Origin of the sequence: Bradyrhizobium sp. LMTR 3, from assembly GCF_001693485.1 — a bacterium.
Lineage (GTDB): Bacteria > Pseudomonadota > Alphaproteobacteria > Rhizobiales > Xanthobacteraceae > Bradyrhizobium.
Genome location: NZ_MAXC01000033.1, coordinates 548,975 through 570,792 on the forward strand (window position 1 = coordinate 548,975; position 21,818 = coordinate 570,792).

19 protein-coding genes and 1 tRNA gene are annotated in these 21,818 nt (G+C 60.7%); 5 read left to right on the plus strand and 15 right to left on the minus strand.

Features of this window, described 5'->3' with window-relative positions; all coding sequences use genetic code 11:
• Window positions 1-424: 424 nt before the first annotated feature.
• The 3 genes from LMTR3_RS23415 to galE all read right to left on the minus strand — a co-directional run bounded on the left by LMTR3_RS23415 (window position 425) and on the right by galE (window position 3,062).
• A complete protein-coding gene (locus LMTR3_RS23415; RefSeq protein ID WP_065747317.1) occupies window positions 425-757 on the minus strand; it encodes a hypothetical protein in 333 nt (110 codons plus the stop codon).
• Window positions 758-1,269: 512 nt separating this feature from the next.
• Entirely contained in the window at window positions 1,270-1,512 is a 243-nt protein-coding gene (locus LMTR3_RS23420) for a PilZ domain-containing protein (RefSeq protein WP_065747318.1), read from the minus strand.
• A gap of 422 nt (window positions 1,513-1,934) precedes the next feature.
• Window positions 1,935-3,062, minus strand: a complete 1,128-nt coding sequence (gene galE, locus LMTR3_RS23425; protein ID WP_065747319.1) for a UDP-glucose 4-epimerase GalE — start codon at window positions 3,060-3,062, stop codon at window positions 1,935-1,937.
• Window positions 3,063-3,391: 329 nt separating this feature from the next.
• Here galE and LMTR3_RS23430 point away from each other — a divergent pair, with 329 nt between their 5' ends.
• Window positions 3,392-5,089 carry a glycosyltransferase family protein gene (locus LMTR3_RS23430; protein ID WP_065747320.1) on the plus strand — a complete coding sequence of 566 codons (1,698 nt, stop codon included), beginning with the start codon at window positions 3,392-3,394 and terminating at the stop codon, window positions 5,087-5,089.
• 58 nt (window positions 5,090-5,147) lie between these two features.
• Here the strand turns inward: LMTR3_RS23430 and LMTR3_RS23435 are convergent, their stop codons facing one another.
• From LMTR3_RS23435 to LMTR3_RS23455, 5 genes are all read right to left on the minus strand, one after another.
• Entirely contained in the window at window positions 5,148-5,561 is a 414-nt protein-coding gene (locus LMTR3_RS23435) for a DUF2304 domain-containing protein (RefSeq protein WP_065747321.1), read from the minus strand.
• Complete coding sequence (locus tag LMTR3_RS23440) at window positions 5,558-6,283, minus strand: glycosyltransferase family 2 protein (RefSeq protein WP_245319978.1); 726 nt, start codon at window positions 6,281-6,283, stop codon at window positions 5,558-5,560. Before LMTR3_RS23440 ends, LMTR3_RS23435 begins: the two co-directional genes overlap by 4 nt.
• Window positions 6,259-7,146 (minus strand): class I SAM-dependent methyltransferase, encoded by an 888-nt coding sequence (locus LMTR3_RS23445; protein ID WP_176721971.1) that lies wholly within the window; start codon window positions 7,144-7,146, stop codon window positions 6,259-6,261. Before LMTR3_RS23445 ends, LMTR3_RS23440 begins: the two co-directional genes overlap by 25 nt.
• Before the next feature lie 520 nt (window positions 7,147-7,666).
• Complete coding sequence (locus LMTR3_RS40080; protein ID WP_084029770.1) at window positions 7,667-8,704, minus strand: septal ring lytic transglycosylase RlpA family protein; 1,038 nt, start codon at window positions 8,702-8,704, stop codon at window positions 7,667-7,669.
• 65 nt (window positions 8,705-8,769) lie between these two features.
• The gene (locus tag LMTR3_RS23455) at window positions 8,770-9,003 is read right to left on the minus strand and encodes a hypothetical protein (protein WP_057845340.1); all 234 of its coding nucleotides are present in this window, start codon (window positions 9,001-9,003) and stop codon (window positions 8,770-8,772) included.
• Between the two features lie 397 nt (window positions 9,004-9,400).
• Here LMTR3_RS23455 and LMTR3_RS38655 point away from each other — a divergent pair, with 397 nt between their 5' ends.
• Window positions 9,401-9,568 (plus strand): hypothetical protein, encoded by a 168-nt coding sequence (locus tag LMTR3_RS38655; protein WP_176721973.1) that lies wholly within the window; start codon window positions 9,401-9,403, stop codon window positions 9,566-9,568.
• Here the strand turns inward: LMTR3_RS38655 and LMTR3_RS38970 are convergent, their stop codons facing one another.
• The 3 genes from LMTR3_RS38970 to LMTR3_RS23480 form a co-directional block, all read right to left on the minus strand.
• Window positions 9,569-9,760 (minus strand): hypothetical protein, encoded by a 192-nt coding sequence (locus tag LMTR3_RS38970; protein ID WP_065747326.1) that lies wholly within the window; start codon window positions 9,758-9,760, stop codon window positions 9,569-9,571.
• A gap of 116 nt (window positions 9,761-9,876) precedes the next feature.
• On the minus strand, window positions 9,877-10,131 hold the full coding sequence (locus tag LMTR3_RS40365) for a hypothetical protein (RefSeq protein ID WP_245319981.1): 255 nt from the start codon (window positions 10,129-10,131) through the stop codon (window positions 9,877-9,879).
• 2,238 nt (window positions 10,132-12,369) lie between these two features.
• The gene (locus tag LMTR3_RS23480) at window positions 12,370-12,552 is read right to left on the minus strand and encodes a hypothetical protein (protein WP_065747328.1); all 183 of its coding nucleotides are present in this window, start codon (window positions 12,550-12,552) and stop codon (window positions 12,370-12,372) included.
• Window positions 12,553-12,783: 231 nt separating this feature from the next.
• On the opposite strand from LMTR3_RS23480, the gene LMTR3_RS23485 reads away from it, so the two are divergent.
• Together LMTR3_RS23485 and LMTR3_RS23490 are read left to right on the plus strand one after the other, a co-directional pair.
• Entirely contained in the window at window positions 12,784-13,878 is a 1,095-nt protein-coding gene (locus tag LMTR3_RS23485; RefSeq protein WP_065747329.1) for a hypothetical protein, read from the plus strand.
• Between the two features lie 356 nt (window positions 13,879-14,234).
• Complete coding sequence (locus LMTR3_RS23490; RefSeq protein ID WP_065747330.1) at window positions 14,235-15,305, plus strand: glycoside hydrolase family 88/105 protein; 1,071 nt, start codon at window positions 14,235-14,237, stop codon at window positions 15,303-15,305.
• 215 nt (window positions 15,306-15,520) lie between these two features.
• Here the strand turns inward: LMTR3_RS23490 and LMTR3_RS23495 are convergent.
• The 3 genes from LMTR3_RS23495 to LMTR3_RS23505 form a co-directional block, all read right to left on the minus strand.
• A tRNA-Lys gene (locus LMTR3_RS23495) sits at window positions 15,521-15,596 on the minus strand.
• Window positions 15,597-15,743: 147 nt separating this feature from the next.
• Entirely contained in the window at window positions 15,744-18,422 is a 2,679-nt protein-coding gene (locus tag LMTR3_RS23500; protein WP_065747331.1) for a glycosyltransferase, read from the minus strand.
• 223 nt (window positions 18,423-18,645) lie between these two features.
• Entirely contained in the window at window positions 18,646-19,218 is a 573-nt protein-coding gene (locus tag LMTR3_RS23505; protein ID WP_065747332.1) for a beta-1-3, beta-1-6-glucan biosynthesis protein, read from the minus strand.
• 250 nt (window positions 19,219-19,468) lie between these two features.
• Between LMTR3_RS23505 and LMTR3_RS23510 the strand changes: the two genes are divergently transcribed.
• Entirely contained in the window at window positions 19,469-21,094 is a 1,626-nt protein-coding gene (locus LMTR3_RS23510; RefSeq protein ID WP_084029772.1) for a glycoside hydrolase family 17 protein, read from the plus strand.
• Here LMTR3_RS23510 and LMTR3_RS23515 read toward each other — a convergent pair.
• Complete coding sequence (locus LMTR3_RS23515) at window positions 21,054-21,434, minus strand: hypothetical protein (protein WP_028346004.1); 381 nt, start codon at window positions 21,432-21,434, stop codon at window positions 21,054-21,056. The genes LMTR3_RS23510 and LMTR3_RS23515 overlap by 41 nt on opposite strands.
• Between the last annotated feature and the right edge of the window lie 384 nt (window positions 21,435-21,818).

The window sequence follows — 21,818 nt, forward strand, 5'->3', positions numbered from 1 at the left end:
CGATCATTGTTCGGCGTCCCTGTGTTTTTATTAATAACTAGGTACGCAGTCGTTTGTTTCAGGCAGCGGTCGAGCAATCGTGAAATTGACGTTTGGCGAGGGACAGCCGGGCTAAATGGAACAGGGGAGGACGTTCGGCGCTTCTTCATCTCCGCGGCAACCTGGAATGCCAGGCGGTTTCGGATCGCGTCGATGGGGCATACGTCGATGGGGCGTACTTGGCGTGAGCGCGACGGTCGGCCGCGTTCGCTCTGAGCCATTGGTAGTGCACCGATCGTCCTTCAAGACAAAGCCGCCAGGCGGAGATCGCCTGACGGCTTGCTGGTGTGGGCCCGGACGCTTGGGGGATTGTCCGGCGGCTGATCGTTAGGCGTCCCCGCAGCGGGCGGCAATCGAACTTGCAGTTTAACCTAACCAGTCAACCTTACCGACCGCGATCGCTCTTGGTGAGCTCAAGCAAAAGCAACGTAATGGTCGATTTAAGATTTTCACGGCGCGTGGTCAAAGCTCTCACCGTCATCGGAAATGCAAAGTGATGAGGATCTCTCGTCGGACTTTTCTGTAGTTCAGCCTCAATGCTTTGATCAAGCAGGCGGAGGGCGTTCTTGATGTCGATTAGCATTGCTTCAGTTTGTTGACGCCTCCGCCTAAGCGCGTCATCCGCCGCGAGCTGCTTGCGCTCTGCCATGGCCTGTCGCTTAGCCTGAACGCGAACATGATGTCGTAGATCCGCTGTCTCGAATTGGGGCTGGTTCATTTGTTTGCTCCGCAATGGCACATCGCTGGCAGCGATACGTGGCGATGCCGTAAGGAGAGCAAGGAGCTTGCCAGAAACAAAATGACCGCCCGAAGGGCGGTCTCTCTGTTTGCGAGTGCAGCTTTGAGCGGCGCGATCGTCCCAAGGACTTCGACCGCGGCTGAAGTCGATCCGACCTTCGCATGGATCGAGCAGGCGCTGCCGGGCAGGCTCAACCCGGATCCCCAAGCTGAGCAACGGCCCAATGGAAGGCGAATGTTAACTTTTTCTTAAGTATTTGGATGAAATAGTTCAGAGTTTAAGAAATTGCGAATCATCGGGCTGGAGATTTGCCATGCTCACGACGGTTCTCTTGATGGCTTTGACCGCGCTGGCCGCTTGCACAGTTATCCTTGTCCGGTTCGAATTGTTAGCACGAAAGCGAAGGGCGTCATAACTGCCTCAGGCGGATGCCCATTGAGGCAACAAGGGTAGGGCAGCCGGACCTCGGGAGCCCGAACGGCTGCATCGAGCTACAGGTCGAAGACCACGCCAAGTCTGTAGTCCTTGCGCCACACAACGCGACAAGGGAGCTTTAGCTTGTCATCCGGTAAGATCAATGTGAACTCATTGGGAATGCGGAGCAGCTCGGAAAAGTCCAGCGCCGCGCCCGTGCTGGAGATGTCATGAACGATACAAGGATACTTGTCGCCGCCGTAATCGATCTTGGCAGGCTTCATCACGCGAACACGTGGAGCAATCCGAGTTTCCACCATCGCAATAATCCGCTTTAAAATACTGCCTTGATAGCACTGAACTCTTAAAGCGTTCCAAAGATGGAGCCCGTTTTCAGGCAGATCGTGTCAGCGATCGGCGTCGAGGACGGTCGAATGGGCGACAGTGGATAATCGCCGCAGAACACGACGACACCGCAGACGCCCGATTCGCGCATCTCTCCAAAGGTGATTATCCAATGTCGCGGCATCGTGCCCAATTCTGCCAAGAATCGAAATCAGCCTGAACGGGCCATTTTGGGGAGTGCCCTTTGGGGAGTACCCCGGCGTGGCATGGCTCTGCGCATGTCGTCCGGCAACGTCGTGCGCAGAGCCTTCCATTGTTGGAAGGCTCCGGCAATGAGGACAGCGAGCACGACGACGATCGTAACGATGAGGCCGTATCCGCTGCAGGGCGCCGCCTGTCACGCCTGTTTGTTCGTCCCCGAGACGTCCTGCGAGGCGCGGAATGCGCGGCTCGACCGAGGCCCGCTGACCCAAACGGTCTTAGGTGGCGGAGTTCCGCTGTTGGGGTGAGGCAGAGCTGTAGCTGCCAAGCGCTGCGTCGCGTTACCTTGTACCAAAAGTTTGCGTTCCCAGGCGAGCGCATGGCGGACGATCAGGGAAAGATCATCCCATTGAGGCCGCCAGCCTAGCAGATTGCGCATCCGTTCCGCCGATGCCACGATCTCCGCCGGATCGCCGGGCCGGCGGGCGGCAAGTTCGACGGGAAAGTCGTTTCCGGATTCGTGCTGCATGGCCTCGATCACCTGCAAGACCGAAAAGCCGCGGCCGTAGCCGCAATTTAGCGTCAGGGATTCTCCACCACCGCGCAGGTATGAAAGCGCGTGATAATGGGCGTTTGCGAGGTCGCTCACGTGGATATAGTCGCGAATGCAGGTCCCGTCAGGCGTGGGGTAATCGGTGCCGAAAACCTGCATCTTCTCTCGCAGACCCACGGCGGTTTCCGCTGCAACCTTGATAAGATGCGTTGCCCCACGCGTTGCCTGTCCAGTGCGCAGGGCAGGATCGGCGCCTGCTACGTTGAAGTACCTCAGGATGACGTACCGTAGGCCATGAGCGCGTGCAGCATCACGCAGCATTGTTTCGGCCATGAATTTGGATGAGCCGTAAGGTGATACGGGCGCGACGGGGGTCTCTTCCGTGACAGGATTTGCCGGCGGATTCCCGTACACCGCAGCAGTCGACGAGAGGATGAAACGCCGCACCCCACTCTTGATTGCGATCTCGAACAGGCTTCGGGAATTTGCGGTGTTGTTGCGATAATATCTAAGCGGTTCGGCAACCGACTCAGGCACGGCGACAGAAGCCGCAAGATGAATGATCTCAGAAATCCCATACTTCGTGATCAGCCGCGCAACTCGCCGCTGATCCCCGATGTCCTCAACGAAAACCGAAACTCCGGATGGTATTGCCCATTTGAAGCCCGACGAAAAATCATCGATCACGACGGGCAGTTCGCCACGATCAGCAAGTTCGTACACCAGGTGGCTCCCGATGTATCCGCCACCACCGGTGATAAGGATCGCCATTGCTATCGCCTTAGGAGACCTGATTTGAAACTTCGGAACAAAGTTCCTTTCAGGCGTGTTATGCCCATTCCAAGGACAACACTTGAGGTGCGCTGGGGGTTCGTTCCCGATTAAGCGATTTAGCTGGGTGTCGCCTGATATGATGCAGGCGGCGGTATCGGCCGATGGATGGCAGAAGCGTCCGCGTGTCGATCCGCCGCTTGAAACTCTTCGTGCCGCCGCTCGATCGCATTGGTGGTAGTAGCGATGTGGCGATTCCGCCGCGCGAATTCCCACCACATTTCCAGCCGGCACCAGTGCGTTGTCATGCAACCGGTCAAGGACAATGCATGGCGCTTGAACAGGTGGATGACGACGGCTCCGGGTTTGCGAGGCCGAAACTCGGTCTCGCATTTGCTGCTCGCCATGCCGAGACGCTGCTCGTGCTCCTCGTGCTGGGCGTGGCCGTGGTCATCGGGCTTGCGACCGCCGCGGATTACGGGCTGTCGACCGACGAATTCAACACCGACGATTACGGCCCCAAGGCGCTTGCCTGGTACACGAGCGCGTTTGCGGACCGGTCTCAGTTCGAGACGGTCGAAGAGTATTTGTGGATGTATGGACCGTGGTTTCAGATGCTCGTTGCGGCCGTGCAGTCGCTTGAGCTCGCGAGCCCGATCACGGTCCGGCACGCCATGACCTTCCTGTTCGGCCTCGCTGGGCTCGCCGCCGTCGTGCCGTTGGCACGGCTCACGGTCGGGTACTGGGCTGGGTTGACGGCGCTCATTCTGTGCCTGCTGACCGGCTACCTGTACGGCAACCTGTTTTTTGCCCCGATCGACGTGCCGTTCCTGTTCGCCATGAGCTGGTCGACGCTCTCGATCGTCCTGATGGTGCGGCAGGAGGTGCCGAGCTGGCGTCTGACCCTTGTGACGGGCCTTGCCACTGGCCTCGCCATTGCGACGCGCACCGGCGGGGTGATCACGCACGCCTACCTCATCGGCGGCATGAGCCTGTGCGCGCTCGAGGTGTTGCTGCGCCATGGCCGCGCGGGCTATGGCCAATTGCGCCAGATCGCCCTGCGTACGCTGCTCGCCATCCTCGTCGCCTGGCTGACGGCGATTGCGCTCTGGCCGTGGTTGCAGATTGGACATCCGCTCAGACAATTCCTCGAGGCCTATCGGCACTTTGCCCCGCTCGACACCTCGTTCGAATTCCAGAACTGGGGCCAGCGCACGTTCACCGATAAGCCGCCCGCCTGGTACATCCCCGGACAGCTCGCGGCGCGTTTGCCCGAGGGCTTTTTGGCGTTGCTGTTGCTCGGCATCGCGGTCTGGATCGGTGCTGCAGGGTCGTGGGCGCGCGCCGCCCTCAGCGCCTTGCGTCGGTCCGGCGTCGTGGGCCTGCGACCAGTCGCGGCCGAGCTCGCAGGATCGCGCGCGGTGCTAGTCGTCAGCGTGGCGGCGTTCGGGCCTATCGTGGTGCTCATCCTGCAGGGCTCGACGCTCTATGACGGTGTCCGCCACATATTGTTCGTGATCCCAATGCTCGCCATCGTGGCCGCGCGCGGGCTGACGAGCCTCTTGCCCTTCTTGCGACGCCTCCCGATTGTGCCCGCAGCCCTCGGGGTCGCGCACGTGGCCGTCATCGTGGTGACGCTCGTCATCCTGCATCCGCTCGAATATATCGCGATGAACAGTCTGGCAGGCGGCGTCGCCGGCGCTTACGGCCGATTCGACCTCGACTATTGGAGCATGGCGGCTCCCGAGGCACTGCGCCGCCTCGAGGGTCGAATTGACGCCGAAGGCCGGTTCGCGGGCGATCCACCGCGCGTGCTGGTCTGCCTGGGCTGGCGCGAGCAACTGGCCGGCATGATGTTTCGTCGCAACTGGATTGCCGAAACCGATCTGCGTAAGGCCGACTACCTGATCGCCACCGAGCGCTGGCCTTGTGCCAAAGGCACGTCGGCCGTGCTGGTTGATGAGGTCACGCGATTTGGCCGCTCGTTCGCCCAGATCTACGCTACTCGTCGCGGGCTCGGCGACTGACGCCAAATCCCGGCGCGAATTGGCCAGCGGACTTGGCCAGCGGACTTGGCAATGGCATCTACTTCTTCGCTTGCAATTCGATCGGGGACGCCTCGGCGGCCTTTCGGCCCAACATGACCTGGCGACGTTTTCGCGGCGGGCCCGCCTCACGCCGGCTCTCCTTGGCGTGATCGATCGCGACGGCGCGCGCCAGCCGCGTGATCATATCGAGCTGGACCCGCAGCTTGAGATGCAAGTTGAGCATGATGAGCAGGCTGATCACGACCCAGATGTAGAGGATGAGGTCGGAGCCGCGGCCGATTCCCACGAAGGCGGCAAGGGCGGTGGCATGCTCCGGCACCCAGACGAAGTAGAGGCCGGCGAGCGTAGCGCAGCTCGCGAGCAGGCCGATGATCGGCACCGTCCGATGCGCCGACCAGGCGTAGACCAGAACCAGCGCCAGAAGGGCCGTCAACAATAGCTGTGCGATCATCGGTAGAGCCTCCGCGCAAACAGGTCGATCAGGATGGCCAGCGCATCGCTGATGCGTTGGCCCTTGCCCAGCGAATAGGCGCTGTACTCGATGTTCACCGGCACTTCGGCAAAGCGCAGGCGGCTCTGCGCGATCTGGTGCAGGATCTCGGACGCATGCGCCATTCGGTTCTGTCGCAAGGAGATCGCTCGGGCGCCGCGCGCGGTCATCGCCCGTAGGCCATTGTGGGTATCGGTGAGCGGCAGTCCGGTGCTCGCGCGCGTGAACCAGAGCGCGGCGCCGAGCAGGATGCGGCGCGACACCGGCAGATTTACCGTCGCGCCGGTGAGAAAGCGGCTGCCGAGCGCGAAATCGATGCCGGGCGGCTCGATCGCCGCGAGCAGCGCCGCGATGGCCACGGGGGAATGCTGGCCGTCGGCGTCGAACGTGACGAGCGCATCCGCACGCTGCTCAAGGGCGTAGTCGATGCCGGTCTGCAGCGCAGCACCCTGTCCGAGGTTGACCGGATGCCGGACGACGACCGCGCCGGCGAGCAGCGCGACGTCGCCGGTCCTGTCACTGGAGCCGTCATCGACCACGACGACCGCGTATCCGGCGCGGCGAATGCCGGAAACGACGTTGCCGACCACCGGCGCTTCATTGTACGCCGCGACGACGACCCAGGGATTACGAATCCGGCCGAGGTTGAGGCGCTCTGTCATGGGGCGCTCGTATCCGGACATGGTGGCGCCTTGCTCAAGACCACGCGCATCGCGTCGAACAGGTTTACCGGAATGGCGAACCGGTTGCCGGTTGGGCTGGCCGCGATCTTGCGGCCGAGCATGCGACCGACCTGGAAGGCGATCAGCGAAAACGGCACGAATTTCCAAGGGTAATCGGAACTCTCGACGCGAAAGCCGACCGAATGGGCCAGAGACGCGATGCTGGCGCGATTGAAGAACCACAGGTGCTGCGGAGGCGTCATCAGGCGCCAGTGCGGGCCGGTCGACCGCGCCGCCAGGGAACCGAAGTCTCCGGTCGTCAGCACGATGATTCCGTCCGGCCGGAGATGGTCCGCGAGCAGCGCGAGGGCTTCCTGCGGGTCGGGCAGATGCTCGATGACGTCGAGGAGGACGATAACATCCAGGGTGCCAAGCTGCTTGAGAGTCGCTTCGCTCAGCAAGCCGCAGATGACGTTCAAGCCGAGATCGCCGGCATGGGCAGCAGCCGACTCCGCCGGCTCGATGCCGCTCACCTCAAATCCCGCGCGGCGGGCTTCATCGAGAAAGAAGCCGTAGGCGCAACCGATCTCGAGCAGGCAGCCCTGTGGCTTGCGGCGCTGGATGAACTCGACCGTGCGGGCGAACTCGCGCCGTAGCACGGGTTCGGCGCCGCGATAGTCGGCGTAGCCGTCGGACTGACGGCCGGAAAAGTAGCCATCGTCATAGTAAGCGAGGGGATCGAAGCTCGATGCGTCGGTGCGTCCCAGTCCGCAGTCCCGACATTGAAAGATGTCGCAACCGTTCCTGATGTAAAGAAACCGATGTGGCGTCGCCCGGCTGCACGCGGGACATTTCAGCGTAAGCGCAGTTCGGACGTTTCGCATCAGCACATGCGTCCCCACAGCGTTTCTCGAGTTGCGAAAAAACGCCTCCGATGCCGAACGGTTCCGCTTGGCGAACGGCCACGGGGTCGCAGGCTGCTTTGTCTGCGCTTCGAATATTGACCCCTTTCGGCGCCCAGTGACCCCAGTCAGAGTCATTTTTCGACCGGCTCGAGACTGCAGGCAAATTTTGGAGGCGCGTCAGCCTCGGCGAAAGGCGCGAGGGTCGAAAGCGAGATCGACGCGTAGTTGAACAACTTGATCCAGCAAACGCTCGCGCGCACTCGGCACACGCGGAAATCAGACCGACAAGTGTGCGGCTCCCCTGCGTAGATCGCACGCCTGACCAATCTACTACCAACGTGCTGATCCGCGCTGATAGCTTGCTACCTATTTGCTACCTGGGAGAGCTTTTTGGCAGCAGCCAAAAAATCCTGTCTAGAAGCGCTTGATTCTATCTACGGAGTCCAAGCTCGCTCGCTAGTGCATTTCCAGTCGTTGCTGATATTGCAGCAGACGCAAGCTAAAGCACCTCAACGCGAACTTGGGCCACGCCGCGATCCGTGATCCCCAAAGTCCGTGCGGCACCGAGCGAAAGGTCAAGGATACGGCCGCGTACCCACGGTCCGCGGTCGATGATACGGACTACCACTGACCTGCTGCTCATAGGATCAGTTACGCGAACTCTTGTGCCGAACGGCAGGCTGCGGTGAGCTGCGGTCAGTGCATCGCGACTGAACGTGGAGCCGCTGGCTGTTTTTCCTTTCGTGTACGCATAGTAAGAGGTCTTTCCGGAAAAAGTGCGATTGGAAGATTGACGAGTTACGCGATCGTCCGAGGGCCGGGTCGGCTGTCCTCCAACCTGAGATTGCTCTGGCGAACTTCGCTTGGTCTGGTCGGGTGCTTCAGGTGCCGGTTCTGCATGAGCCTTCGGAATGATCGACCATCTCTCATTGAAGCTCTGAGCTGCAGCGGAATTTACATGCAAGCCTAACCACGCGGGGACTGTCGCAATCGCGACTATTCTAAACAGGAGACGCATGACCAACCTCACAAACAATGAAAACAGAAGATAATGCAAGCTCATGAGGCTGTGTTCCGGAAGAGCGTAGAACCTCCAGCGCCATGATCGTGAACGGTGATAAGTTACCGATGATTTCATGTGCGCCGAGGTAAGCGGCTTTGAGGCACTGCAGCAAGAAGGACGTATTTGTTTCGCTAAGCCTTCCGTAGAACAGACGGACTTCGAATTTTTCCGGAATGTTCGCAACGCGGACGGCTTGCACCTGCTGGCGTTCGGAGATGCCGGCCCCTCAGCGAGGTGCCTCTGGGACAAATTAGTATGGGCCACCTCGCTGTTCTGACGGGCGATCGCGAATCCATCGAACTGCTTCATCCGTCGGCACTCCGCGCGCCTGGATGCGATCGGATAATGTCGGCAATTTAGATAGCTACCAGCAAACGGGGTGTGGCATCGTATAATGCGGCGCGGATGTCCGCGACGCTGAGGGCGCGCACACACCATTGAGCACGGGCGAATGCGGAGCGCTGATAGTTGCATGTCGGTTAAGCCGCAGTCCTGGTCAGGATGCGCCCAACTGCGTTGCGTCTCGGCAGGTTTTTGGCCTACGGACTCCGAAGATGTTGCTCGATCAGTTCGCGAGCGGCCTCGAACACGTCTGGCGAGGAAGTCATGACCTGGTTAGTCTCAAGCATCAAAAGCGCCTGCTCGTAGATCTCATGGCCTTCTTCGTCGGTAATGAGATGATTGCGGATCATCGACTGAATTATTGCCGCTTGCATGGCGCCGGCCATCAGGCTTGACGCTATGGCCAACTCGAGCGCAGAGAGCTCCTTCATCAAACGCCCCTGTGCAAAGGCAAACAAGTTGACACAGGATAGAAACTTGGAGGGGCGCCGAGTGGTTCCTAGGCGATCATTTGGCGCGTTCAATCCCCGACTGTACAAGCGGCGGAACTAGTCCCGATTGTTCCTCATCTTCACCGCTCTGTTTACTATCGTACAAGCGTTGCCAGCCTTTCCCGCTTCAATCGGGGCGCCAGACGGGTACCCACTACCCTGTCTGGCTGTTTGAAAACGATAGACAGCTCAAAGGACGGGCTACGCGGTCGGGACCGTCTGCCGTCCTCATTAAATTTTCTTCAGTGCATTGAGACTGAGCCTCTCTCCCATATCTCTGAAGTTTCAAATGGTTTCATGATCGCCGGGACGCATCATGCGGAATGAGTGGGAGTCAATGTCTACCGAGGAACTGTTCGAACTGCACCAACAAATGCAGTCAGTCCTCCTTGAAAAACTCCTCGCCAAAAAGGCTGCGCTGGAGGATCGGTTGCGTCAGCTCAACCAGCCGCCGAGCGACGCAGCAAGCGCGAAGCCCCCTCGACGTGTGAAGCCGCCGACCTAACTAAACCGCCAATCGAGATTCGGTGTACGAAGCGGTGTCGCTCGGCGAAGGTCGGGCACGCCTTTGCGCAGTTGACGCTTGCAGCGCCTCTGCAATATGCACCGCTTCTCTGAGCTTCTGAAGTTCGGCCATGCGGAGGGAAAGATCGAGGTCTATCTGCGAGAGACGCTGCTCCGAAATAAATTGGCCCATTTTTAATCCTCGGTCGACACCCATGCCCTCTAGGACCCATCAGGCAGCCGGCGAGTTCGTCGCGGCAGCCTTCGGGGCAGTAACATGCTCTTCGCCCTCGGCTGAGGTTCCATGTATCAATTAGGCCTGTTGCCTGGGTTTCCTGGGCCTGTTCCCGGACCATCGTTGATTGGCGGATTTCCCGGGGGCTGCGGATCAATGCCGTTGCCGACGCCGTTGTTTCCCCTGGCACCAGACGTCGAGATCGCCTCTGAGGTCAAGGTTGTCGACAACAATAACGTAATCGCCGGCGGGGTGACTGCTGCGAATTTTCCGCAGGCTGCCAGGAATTTCCGCCGATCGGCTTCGGCCTCGTTCTCTAAATTGCCCATAGAAAGTCTCCTTGAGAAAAGTGAGACCTGCGCCACCACCATCATTGAAAATTCGGCAGAGTCAAATAACATTTAATTGCCATTTAATCCCGCATCTAATTACAACGCTGAGATAGACAGGAAACTTGCCTACGAGATCCAATGCTTGATCTCGTGCAGATCGCCGAGACCGTGAACGCCCATCGAGCGCATTCCGCCGAAAGTTATTTTTTCGGCCCGCCGGTTCACGCTGGCGGACGTGAAGTGGATGGCAGCGCTATTTCAGGCGAGTACGCCTTTCGGATACCTCGGAAGATCCTAGTAGACCTCGAGAGAGTACGTTCGAGGTAATCTGCCATCTGCTATCAAGGAGATGTGCCGAGGCCAGTTTGCTTCTCTGCACAGTAGACGCATATCCCTTGCGGCCCCAGCAGCCCCCAAGCCCCGCTGGGGCCGTATTTTAGTTGGCGGCGTCTTGCACCTTCAGCCCCCGAGCACCTGCCGCCGATCGCCAGCACCCGGATCACGAGCATGGCGTAGGCGTCCTGCGGCGGGACGCGTCATGCTGAGGGAGTGGAAGTCAATGTCGATCACTGTTCGAACTGCACCAACTGATGCAGTCAGTTCTTCGTGAGAAACTGGTCGCTCAGAAGAAGCCGCTGGAAGATCGATTGCGTCAGCTCAACCAGCGGTCCGATAGCGAGGGTGGGAAGGATGATCCCCGGCCTTGGTTGGTCTCAACTTTCTGCTCGATGCTTGCGTCGCGTGCAGGGCTTCCTCTTTCTGTCGAACTAGCTCCCGCAGAGTTGCGAGCTCCGCAAATTTTCGGACTAGATCAGCATTATCTATGTTCAATTGATACAGGTAGTAGCTTGGAATTTGGACTCTCGCCCTCATCAGTCCCTCCCACGCACCTTGCATCCAATGGTCGAAGGATACCGTTTTCGCCATGAGAAGTTCCTAAGCCATTGCCATCTTTTCCCAGCACAACGGGCTACACACCTCGCGGGAACCTGCAGCGTTGGAACCGACGAATTGTCTTGCACGCGAAATGGGGCGGTGCTGGAAGATTTGCGGCGGTGACTCCCCCCGCAATGACGCTGCTGCTGTCAACTTCTCTGACATCCGATGCAATCGCCGCATCTGGCAATAACGGCTACGGCAATGGTGGTGGCGACGGCAGTCCGAACGGCAAGGACGACAAATATCGGTAATGCACGGCCTATGAATCAGTTATCGAAAGTTCGGCCAGCGCGGGCGTAGAGCCGCCGCTAAGCCAGCCCCGGCGGCGGCTCTTTCGTGCCCGCGGGTTCACGCACAGCACTAAGATTACCAGCATGGCATACGCGGTCCTGCGGCCAATGCGATTCATTCCAGAACTTCATAGTTGAAGGCGACACCCTGGGGGCGGGGCATCGACGCCTGCCGGCTACCCATATCTTCCTTTTTGCCGCTCTGTTCACTTTCGTACAGACGTTGCCAGCCTTTTCCGCTTTTTTCGGGGAGCCAGACGGGTACCCACTACCCTGTCCGGCTATTTGAAATGGGAATACTTGGGATGGCCTCGGCGCGACCCCGCGCTGAGGCCATTTTTCTTCAGTGCCGTGTCAAAAAGATACGCCGCCGGGCTTGAAATACGGTGTCCCGGCGGCGCCTGTTTCAGACTGAGCCCTGAAATCCCAGTCCCTCGGTACGGTGCAATAGCTATGCCACAGGAGGATGACGGCACGGGAAAAACCGGAAAAGCGTTAACACTAGGGATTACCGCAGGCTCTTTACCCTGGCCTGCTTGCTACCTTGAAAATCTGGCCGCACGTCGGCGCCGCGCTTGCCGCATGCCTCGCACACGAACTGCGGCTCAATGTCCGAGAGCCGCACATGATCCGGCCAGCGGTCGGCGGGCAGGCGAGTGGAGGGCTGCAATGGCAGTCACCGCAGAACACCACGACGTGCCGGACTCCCGCATTTCGCCGAGAATAATCTTCTGTTCTCGCTGCATCGCACACCATTAGCAGGGAGTCGTCCCCGGTGGAAAACTGTTCGCATCGCTTAAATGCCTGAATATCGGCATCGACTAATCGAGATTTAAGCTGTCAACTCCAACGGTCGCGGGTTGGAATTTGGGGACGATCCATGACCACTTTGCAAGCCATAGCATTTGGAGCCATGCTCGCGTGGACGCCATCGCTCATCATCCTGGCAGTCTCGCTATGGGATGTTCGCGAGCTTGAGGGAATGGATTAGCCGGGGCATCCTGCATCAGTTCGCGAAGTGCGAACAGCCCATCGGCGCGACGATTGCTGGATGGATCGGCTCTTGGCTGGGCCCGCCCTCCGCTGATCGTACCATCTCTCTGAGTTTCTGAATTTCGGCCATGCGGTTGTGAAGATCGGTCGAGATTTGAAGAAGGCTGTGCATACGTACTTCAAATGCCTGCTCCATGTTGCACCTCTTACGCCCACACAACGCCGATTACGCCAAGACAACACCGGCCCTACCAAGCTATTCCTTCTCGGTCGTGATAGTCTGTACACTAATTGTTATCGAACAGGGCGGCGCGGTCTTAGTGAGCTTCGGTACCTGAAAGCGTAACTTGATGCCCGCCACGGGTAGGAATAAGCTCGTGGCGAAGGAAGAAATGGCCCGATAACCCGTCAGAGTGGGCGTGGTTTCATGCGCCAAAAGATTGAGACCGCACCGAGGGATGGGAGCCTCGTTATCCTCGGGGATGAGGCGAGCGGGACGTTTGATGTCGCTCACTGGTCGCCTGAGGCCGGTCAATGGATCGGAGAAGCCGGCGAGCCGAGCAAGATAACGCCGTCGCATTGGTATCCAATGCCGGCGAAAAATTATATTCGGCAAGGGGACGGTCCGCCCAGCGGCCTCTCCGACGCGTCGACGTCGGCAGGTCGAGCGCGTCGTCATGGCTTCTTTTCTTTTTTCTCAATTGCCGCAATCCTAGTCGCGGCGCCGCTCATCGGCGTGTATTTCCACGCTGAAGTAATCGCCTATGTGGCACGATACGCTAGTCAGCAGAAGATATTAGGCCCACCGGTCATGGCGCAGCAGATCCCATTGCCGAAGGATGACGAGGCGGCGCAGTTCAAGCGGGCGGTGGACGGCGCGACAGCGGACCTGCGTCAGTCTCTGCGGCATGAGCGCGACTGGGCCAAGGCGCTGGAAACCGAACTGGTTAACCGGCGGCGGGACGTCGACACGCTATTAGGGGACGTCGAGACGCTGCTGTCGGAGCACAAGATCAACGAAGTGGAGCGGCTCAATCAGGCGGTGGACAGCGCGACGGCGGACCTGCGTCAGTCTCTGCAGCAGGAGCACGACCGGGCCGAGGCGCTGGCAAGCGAACTGGCGAAGGCGCGGCGCGCCGCAGAACAGAAACCTGCCGCGGTGGAAGAGAAGTCCGGTGTCTCCTTGCTTGCCTGGGCAAACAGCGACGCCCTCGTGAAGCCCGCCCAGACCGCGGTGCAACCGGACGTGGCCACAGAGACCGGCAAATCGGCAACTAAACTGAGTGAACCACTTCGCGTTGAGCACGAAGCGCGCGGGGGCTACGGCTGCCAGCACTTTCGGACCTTGGCGTTATCGCGCTTGCCGACAAACGACTGGCTCACCTGTTGGCTGTTCGGACCAACCATAGCGACGCCCTCACGACGGCCACAACAAACGCGCCGACCCACTATTTTGCGAAAGGATGTGGGTGTACGGCCCAATCAAAAGACCTCGGCAAACTTGGGAATGCGTCCGCTTTGAGGTAGTTCCGCACTTCCTTGATCGCCTGAGCCGAGATCTGCGCGGGGTCTGTCAGCCATTCTGTCATGGGATCGCGAGCGAAAACCTGAGGATTTCGAACGACTGCGCTGAAGTGTTCGGCCAGCGATCTGCGGGGAAGGCCGCTGAGTGGAGCGATCTCCTTGGCGAGGGCCCGGCGTGTGTCGTCCTGAAGCGTCGCCTGCCGGGCCGCCTTACCTCGGGATACTTGCAGCTCGCGCGTTTCGTCTGGAAGGCTCCGCCTCATCGCCGGGGCGTTTCTGTTACGATAGGGTTGCCGTCCCGCCGGGTTCTATCCGCCTTTGGATGGATTGAAATCAGCAGTCAGGAACAGCTGCATGAAGGCAATCGCACTGACGGCCATCCTGTTCATCGGTCCACTTGCCCCGGAAATCGTACGCAACACGGCCCAGCAAGTCGCGAGTTGGCAACTGTCGCACTTCCATGAAGTGCCCCAGGCGCCTGAAACTGATTGGACACGCGCCGCCTTCTATATCGGTCTCGCTAGATGGGCCGCGACACCAGGTCAGACGATACACTTCGACGCCATCCGGGAGCTTGGGGAACGCACCGGTTGGCAGCTGGGCAACAGCGACTGGGCGCCCCCGATCTACTTTGCGGACGACCATGCCATGGGGCAGGTTTATATCGCCGCCTACGATCATTTTGGCGATCGGCGCATGATCGAGCCGACAGTGCAGCGGCTCAACTATATCCTGCAGCACCAACCACAGGTCTCTCTCGAATTCGACAGCGCGAAGTGCCTGCAGCGATGGTGCTGGTCCGACGCCATATTCATGGGGCCGGCGACGTGGTTCGGCATTGCGCGCATCCAGAAGGATCCGCGCTTCCGTGATTATGCCGACAGGGAATTCTGGGCCACGAAAGACCTCCTGTTTGATAGCGACGAGCACTTGTTCTACCGCGACAGCCGTTTCATCGGAAAAACTGGCGCGCATGGTGAAAAGATATTTTGGGGCCGCGGGAACGGCTGGGTGCTCGCTGGACTTGTCAACATCCTGCGCGAGCTTCAGCCCGGCGACCCGCTGCGCGAGAAATACGTCAAGTTATTTGTCGAGATCGCGAACCGCATAGCGAAACTGCAGCGGCCGGATGGCTTCTGGTCCACCTCGCTGCTCGCTCCGCCTGACGCAGGCACGCCAGAATCCAGCTGCACAGGTTTGCTGACCTACGGCCTGGCCGCCGGGGTGCGCATCGGACTACTCGACGCAAAGCGGTTTAGTCCAGTGATTGAACGAGGCTGGCAGGCTCTGGCATCGGCGACGGTTGACGGCCGGCTCGGTCGCGTGCAGCCGATCGGCGACAAGCCGGACCCCGTCCACATCACAGACACCCAGCTCTACGGGGCTGGCGCTCTCTTGTTGGCCGCATCTGAACTAATCCACTAACGTCACATCTTCGCGTGCACGACGTGCGGCATCGTGGCCGCGCGCCGATCCAAGCAGCTGGACTGCTGGCATCGGGGATTTCGATAGCCGACTGAGTCCGCGGACCCTAGGACGGTTGGGATCACGTCATATCGCTCTCCGCGCGCCCGCGCTGGCGATCTTGGTAGCGTCAACGCGCGCCGGGGCGCTCATAGAGAGGAGAGGGACAACTTCAATGGTGAGCGCGGAGGGACTCGAACCCTCGACCCCATGATTAAAAGTCACGTGCTCTACCGCCTGAGCTACGCGCTCACTCGCCGCGCTGTGTAGGGGGCGGGCCCCTGCGGGTCAATAGCAACCCCGCGGCTAATTCGTGGTTCGTTCGATCCCAATTCTCTTTAGGTAGCTAAAGGTTAGTTCGGATTCTTCAACTACCCGCCGCCAATCAATCCACCGCGGTTAGTTGACCTCCCGGCGAATCTCGGAGGCGACCGGCTGGGACTGGGTATTGACCGTCGGCAGGGTGACCGGGCGCAACCCGATCAGTTCCGCCGTCCGCACCGCGCTGTTACGCCAGAAGGCGAAGGAATTGATACGGGAGTTTTCCAGCACCGCGATCGCGACCGCCGCGAGGAACGGCAGGCTTTGCAGCACCAGGACGCCGGCAAAGATGTAGATCTCGCGCACCTCTTTGTAGCCGTTGGTGACGACCAGGACGGCGGCCCCGATCAAGAGAAGCACGCCGATCACGGCCTCCCAGAACGCCTGGAATTCGATCGACATCCGTGACAGGCCGCCCTTGGAGGTGCGGGCGAAGGCGAGATGCTCGGTGATCAGGCCTTGGGCCACCGCGCGCGACACCGTCCATTGCACGCTCATTGCCGCGATCATGGCGCCCAACATCTGGCCGGCCTTGATCTTCACCCGCAGGCGATAGAGCGCCACGAAATGCACCAGCGAGACGACGAAGGAGCCGATGATCGGCAGCGTCAGGATCTTGTCGGGGATGGCGATGTCGGCAAACGCCACGATCGGCACCCAGATCAGGTTGAGGATTGCCACCACCACGCCGAGGCTTTCGGCGCCGAGCCAGTTCAGCCAGCCCAGCGAAAATTCGCGGCGCTGGTCCGGCGTCAGCCGGCTCGCGCCGGGCAGGAAGCGCCGCCAATGCTTCTTGACGATCTGGAAGCCGCCATAGGCCCAGCGGTGACGCTGCTTCTTGAACGCCTCATAGGTGTCGGGCAGCAGGCCCTCGCCATAGCGGACGTTGGTGTAGTGCGTCAGCCAGCCCTGCTGCTGGATGGTCAGGCCGAGATCGGTGTCCTCGCAGATGGTGTCGCTGGACCAGCCACCGGCCATGTCCATCGCGGAGCGGCGGATCAGGCACATCGTGCCGTGCACGATGATCGAGTTGAACTCGTTGCGCTGGACCATGCCGATGTCGAAGAACCCGGCATATTCGCCGTTCATGATGTAGTGCATCAGCGAGCGGTCGCCGTCGCGATGCTCCTGCGGCGCCTGCACCAGGCCGACGCGCGGGTCGGCGAAAACAGGCACGAGATCCTTCAGCCAGTCCGGATGCACGACATAGTCGGCGTCGATGATGCCGATGATCTCGGCGTCCGCCGCGGTGCGCTCCATGGCGATGCGGAGCGCGCCGGCCTTGAAGCCCTGCACCTTCTCGGCGTTGATGAACTTGAAGCGTTCGCCGAGCGCACGGCAGTGATCCTGGATCGGCCGCCAGAATTCCGGGTCGGGCGTGTTGTTGATGATGCAGACGCATTCGAAGTTCGGGTAATCGAGCCGCGACACCGCATCCAGCGTCTGCTTCAGCATCTCGACCGGTTCGAAATAGGCGGGGATGTGAATCGAGACCTTCGGGAAGGCGACGTTCTCGCCGATGGTGGCGGGCGCTAACGGCGCGCTCTTGGTAATCAGCCGGCGCGGACCGCGGCCGAAGGCAATCGCCGCGATTTCGTCGATGCGCGCCATCGCGATCAGGATCAGCGGAACCAGCAGGATCAGGCCAAGCGTCAGCGCAAACGCCGAGCCGAACACGAAATAATGCCCGGCCCAGTAGGCGAACACGGTGGAAACCCAGGCGCCGACGCCGTTCGCTGCCGCCGAAAGCAGCAGCGCCTGCATGATGGTCGGCTGCTCGATCCGCAGGATCGGCAGTGACATCAGGATGCCCATCAGCAGCGCGATCGCAGCCAACTTCCAATAATTCTCGTTCACGATCGGGCCGGTCCACGCGAATTTCGGTTCGCGATTGGCATCGAGGATGCCCCAATAGGGGCCGACGCCGCCTTCGAAGAATTTCCAGGGCTGATCGATCGCCTCGACGATGTTGTAGTCGATGCCGATGGCTTCGGCGCGGGTGACGAAGTTGCGCAGCACCGAGGCCTGTTCGAACGGGCCGGGCTCGGCGTTCCTCAAATTGTATCCGGCGCTCGGCCAGCCGAACTCGGCAATCACGATCCGTTTGCCGGGAAACTGATCGCGCAGTAGCTGGAACATCGCCACCGCCTGATCGACGGCCTGCCTGTCGGTGAAGTTCTCCCAATAGGGCAGCACGTGCGCGGCGATGAAATCGACGGAGGACGCCAGTTCCGGATTGTCGCGCCAGATGTTCCAGATCTCACCGGTCGTCACGGGGACGTTGACGGATTTCTTGACCTGCTTGATCAGCTCGACCAGGTCGTCGATCTTCTGCTCGCCGCGGAAAATGGTTTCGTTGCCGACGACGATTCCGTTGACGTTGCTGTTGCGCTTGGCGAGGTTGATCGCCGCCTCGATCTCGCGCTTGTTGCGATCGGAATTCTTGTCGATCCAGGCGCCGACGGTGACCTTCAGGCCGAATTCGGCCGCGATCGGCGGCACCAGTTCGACGCCACCGGTCGAGGAGTAGAGACGAATCGCGCGCGTGATCGTCGAGAGCTTCTTCAGGTCGGCGCGGATCTTTTCGATCTGCGGAATATTGTCGATGTCGGGATGCGCCGAACCCTCGAACGGCGCATAGGAGACGCTCGGCAAAATGCCCCTGAAATCGGGCGCCGGTTGCTTTTCCTGGAATAGGCCCCACAGCCCGGCGTGAGCTGCGGTGACAAACAGCAGAACGGCGACGACAGCACGCATCGGGGGCTAAACCATACGGGGGCTGCAATTTATGGGAAGCGAACCTGTCCCCTAGGTTCGACCGACACGGCGGCGTCATAAGGATAGTCCTGCCCTGCGTTTTCACAACTGGTATGACGCCATGACTTTTTTAAGGACGGCGCTTCAAGGGCGTGACCAATCCAAACGCCGGACAAATAGGATCGTTCCGCTGAACGTTTCCTGAATGCCGGACGTCGGACGTCTATTTCGCGGGCGGGGCAGGCGCGGGACTGGGGGCAGGCGAGGGCGAAGCGGCCGGCGCAGGCGTCGCATTGCCGGCGGTCGCAGGCGCCGGGTTGGCTGCTGCGGCAGCCTGCGGCTGGGCGCCCGGATTGATCCAGCAGACATGGATGCGGCTGTCGAGGGTCTCCGCCACCTTGGGATCGATCTGTCCGCCAAAGCGGGTCAGGCAACGGAAGGTGGCCTGGACATGCCCGCCGGGGCAGCCAAACCGGTCATAGAGATCGAGGTGCCGGAAGGCGGTATCCAGGTCGTCGCGCCACATCAGACGAACCACCCGGCGGCCGAGCCAGACGCATTCGGGGTTTCCGGCCGGGCCGTTGATGGCCTGGGCGGCCTCGACGAATTCGTCGGCCTTGCGCTGGTTGTCCTTGTTGGCGTCGGCGGCGGCATTGGCCGGCGCCTTGCCTTGATCCTGCGGGGTCGGGCTGCCGCTCTGGGCAAACGCCCCGCCCGATCCGATCAGGAGGGCCAGGCCGGCAGCGGCGAAGCGCCTCAAAACCGCAACTCTTGGATCAAGCAACCGTCGACGCATACATTCCCCGATCAATTTCCTGCCGCAAGCGGCTGGTGGTGGTGTTCTGGCTTGTTGCCGCCCAAATAGGTCTCCAATGCGGCGGAAACATCCGGCGATTCACATGACGGGTATTTCAGATTTTGTCCAGCAAAGTCACAACTTTATCATAGGCGCTGGTAAAACTGCCGCAAGGCGGAGGCGGAATAGGGCGATCGTGCATCTTGGCAGAACGCCGATGAACGGGTAATCGACGGTCCCCGCCCGGAGGATGGAACCGATTTCTCTTCGTACGCCGCTGGCGCTTCTCCTGTCATCGCTAGGTATGATCGCGGCTCTTTGGTGGTGGCTCGCCACGCCGATTACGCTGGCGCGCGCGCCGATCGACCCCACTGCCAAGCTGCAATGCGTCTCCTACGCGCCGTTCCGCGGCGCGCAGACACCCCTGATACCGACCACGCAGATCGCTCCTGAACAGATCGCGGAGGACCTGGCGCAACTCGCCAAGATAACCGACTGCGTGCGGACCTATTCGATCGAGAATGGGCTCGACCAGGTTCCGGCGCTGGCCGCCAAGGTCGGGCTGAAGGTGATCCAGGGGATCTGGCTCTCGAGCAACCGGATCAAGAATCTTGCCCAGATTTCGGTTGCGATCGAACTGACCAAGGAACATCCGGACGTCATTACGGCGCTGGTGGTCGGCAACGAGGTGCTGCTGCGCGGCGAGATGACGACATCGGATCTCGCGGCCCACATCCGCTCGGTCAAGTCGCGGGTCACCGTGCCCGTGACCTATGCCGACGTCTGGGAGTTCTGGCTGCGCAACCGCGAAATCTACGACGCGGTCGACTTCGTCACGATCCACATCCTGCCGTACTGGGAAGACATGCCGGTGCGCGCTAAGCACGCCGCCGGCCATGTCGACGATATCCGCAAGCGGATGGCAGTGGCATTTCCAGCCAAGGAAATCCTGATCGGCGAAACCGGCTGGCCGAGCGCGGGGCGGATGCGCGAAGGCGCGCTGCCGTCGCGCACCAACCAGGCGCGCGTGGTGTCCGAAATCCTCGATCTCGCCAAGCGCGAAAAGTTTCGGGTCAATTTGATCGAGGCCTATGACCAGCCGTGGAAGCGTGAGCTCGAAGGCACCGTCGGCGGCTATTGGGGCATGATCAATGACTCGCAGCGGGCGGTGAAATATCCGCCCGGCGAGCCGATCAGCAATTATCCGTTCTGGAAACTGCAGATGGGAGGCGGCATGGCGCTCAGCGGCCTCGTCTTCCTGGCGGGCTGGCTGACGCTGCGGCGGCGGCCGTGGAAGCCCGGGCTGGCCGCCTGGATCGCGGTCGGAACATCGGCGACGACCGCCGGCATGCTGCTCGGGGTCGCCGCGGACAAGATGTTTTACGAGAGCTACGGGGCAGGCGGCTGGCTGCAATGGGGCGCGCTGCTGGCAGCCGCCATTGCCTCGCCGGTGCTGTGCGCGAACGCCGCGATGTCGGGGCGGTCGCTGCCGACCTTTCTCGAACTGCTCGGGCCGCGCGAGGGCCGGACCAAGTCGGTGCTATCGGCGTTGCTGGGGCTTGCGCTTGTCGTCACCACGCTGATTGCGGCGGCAACCGCCCTCGGCTTTGCGTTCGATCCGCGCTACCGCGATTTTCCGTTCGCTTCGCTGACCATGGCGGTGGTGCCGTTCGCGGCGCTGATGCTGCTGAACCGGCCGAAAGACGGCGTTCGCCCGATTGCCGAATCCGCCTTTGCCGGCTTGCTGGTCGTGGCCGCGCTGTTCACCGGCATCAACGAAGGCAATCAGAACTGGCAGTCGATGTGGACCTGCGCGATCTATTTGCTGCTGGCGCTCACGCTGTGGCGGGCGCGGGCCGTGCAAATCCCAAAATGAGCAGGCCGATCGCAATTCCCGACAGCGCGATATTGTAGAGCACGATCCCGAATCCCGCCGCGATCAGGCCGCCGGTCAGCAGCACGATTGACGGCCGCATGACGTGAAGTGTCGCAATGATCAGCGCGGTGATGCCGAATACCGAATTCTTGAACAGGTAGGTGGCGAGCGTCCGCGACTTACACTGCATGGTTTGCAGGCCGGCGTCGCAGGCGAGCGCGACAGTCGAGAACTCGACCGTGAGGTAGCGCAGATAGAGCGCGTAGCCGACGGTAACGAAGCCGACCACCAGCAGGAATTGGACTTGATAGGGCGTGAGCCGGAACGGGGATTTTTTCATCGGCGCAATATGGTCGGGATTGGCGGCCGGGACAAGCGCTCGCAGGCGAGCGAGAATGCAAGTCAGAAATGCGCCGTAACGCGCTGTAGTCAAAAGCCTACGCCATGATGAAATTAGATTTGATTGCGACCACGAGGAAGGTGCGCTCCCTCTCCCGCTTGCGGGGGAGGGCTGGGGTGGGGGTGTCTCCGCGGGCGATACTGCCTGGGTGGAGAGAGCCCCCACCCGGCGCTTCGCGCCGACCTCCCCCGCAAGCGGGCTACGGGATTCCCGGATTTTCGTGTTGGGTGGCAAGGGCATATCCCTCGAGTGTGGCGGCGAGCCGATTCCATCCGTCGCGCATGGTCTTTGGGCCCGGCGGCTTGTAGTAGCAATTCCAGCCGC

Coding starts and splice junctions, on each gene's coding strand:
- LMTR3_RS23415 (WP_065747317.1), bottom strand. CDS start 757: ATGAACCAGCCCCAATTCGAGACAGCGGATCTACGACATCATGTTCGC.
- LMTR3_RS23420 (WP_065747318.1), bottom strand. CDS start 1,512: ATGGTGGAAACTCGGATTGCTCCACGTGTTCGCGTGATGAAGCCTGCC.
- galE (WP_065747319.1), bottom strand. CDS start 3,062: ATGGCGATCCTTATCACCGGTGGTGGCGGATACATCGGGAGCCACCTG.
- LMTR3_RS23430 (WP_065747320.1), top strand. CDS start 3,392: ATGGCGCTTGAACAGGTGGATGACGACGGCTCCGGGTTTGCGAGGCCG.
- LMTR3_RS23435 (WP_065747321.1), bottom strand. CDS start 5,561: ATGATCGCACAGCTATTGTTGACGGCCCTTCTGGCGCTGGTTCTGGTC.
- LMTR3_RS23440 (WP_245319978.1), bottom strand. CDS start 6,283: ATGTCCGGATACGAGCGCCCCATGACAGAGCGCCTCAACCTCGGCCGG.
- LMTR3_RS23445 (WP_176721971.1), bottom strand. CDS start 7,146: ATGCGAAACGTCCGAACTGCGCTTACGCTGAAATGTCCCGCGTGCAGC.
- LMTR3_RS40080 (WP_084029770.1), bottom strand. CDS start 8,704: ATGCAACTATCAGCGCTCCGCATTCGCCCGTGCTCAATGGTGTGTGCG.
- LMTR3_RS23455 (WP_057845340.1), bottom strand. CDS start 9,003: ATGAAGGAGCTCTCTGCGCTCGAGTTGGCCATAGCGTCAAGCCTGATG.
- LMTR3_RS38655 (WP_176721973.1), top strand. CDS start 9,401: ATGTCTACCGAGGAACTGTTCGAACTGCACCAACAAATGCAGTCAGTC.
- LMTR3_RS38970 (WP_065747326.1), bottom strand. CDS start 9,760: ATGGGCCAATTTATTTCGGAGCAGCGTCTCTCGCAGATAGACCTCGAT.
- LMTR3_RS40365 (WP_245319981.1), bottom strand. CDS start 10,131: ATGGGCAATTTAGAGAACGAGGCCGAAGCCGATCGGCGGAAATTCCTG.
- LMTR3_RS23480 (WP_065747328.1), bottom strand. CDS start 12,552: ATGGAGCAGGCATTTGAAGTACGTATGCACAGCCTTCTTCAAATCTCG.
- LMTR3_RS23485 (WP_065747329.1), top strand. CDS start 12,784: ATGCGCCAAAAGATTGAGACCGCACCGAGGGATGGGAGCCTCGTTATC.
- LMTR3_RS23490 (WP_065747330.1), top strand. CDS start 14,235: ATGAAGGCAATCGCACTGACGGCCATCCTGTTCATCGGTCCACTTGCC.
- LMTR3_RS23500 (WP_065747331.1), bottom strand. CDS start 18,422: ATGCGTGCTGTCGTCGCCGTTCTGCTGTTTGTCACCGCAGCTCACGCC.
- LMTR3_RS23505 (WP_065747332.1), bottom strand. CDS start 19,218: ATGCGTCGACGGTTGCTTGATCCAAGAGTTGCGGTTTTGAGGCGCTTC.
- LMTR3_RS23510 (WP_084029772.1), top strand. CDS start 19,469: ATGGAACCGATTTCTCTTCGTACGCCGCTGGCGCTTCTCCTGTCATCG.
- LMTR3_RS23515 (WP_028346004.1), bottom strand. CDS start 21,434: ATGAAAAAATCCCCGTTCCGGCTCACGCCCTATCAAGTCCAATTCCTG.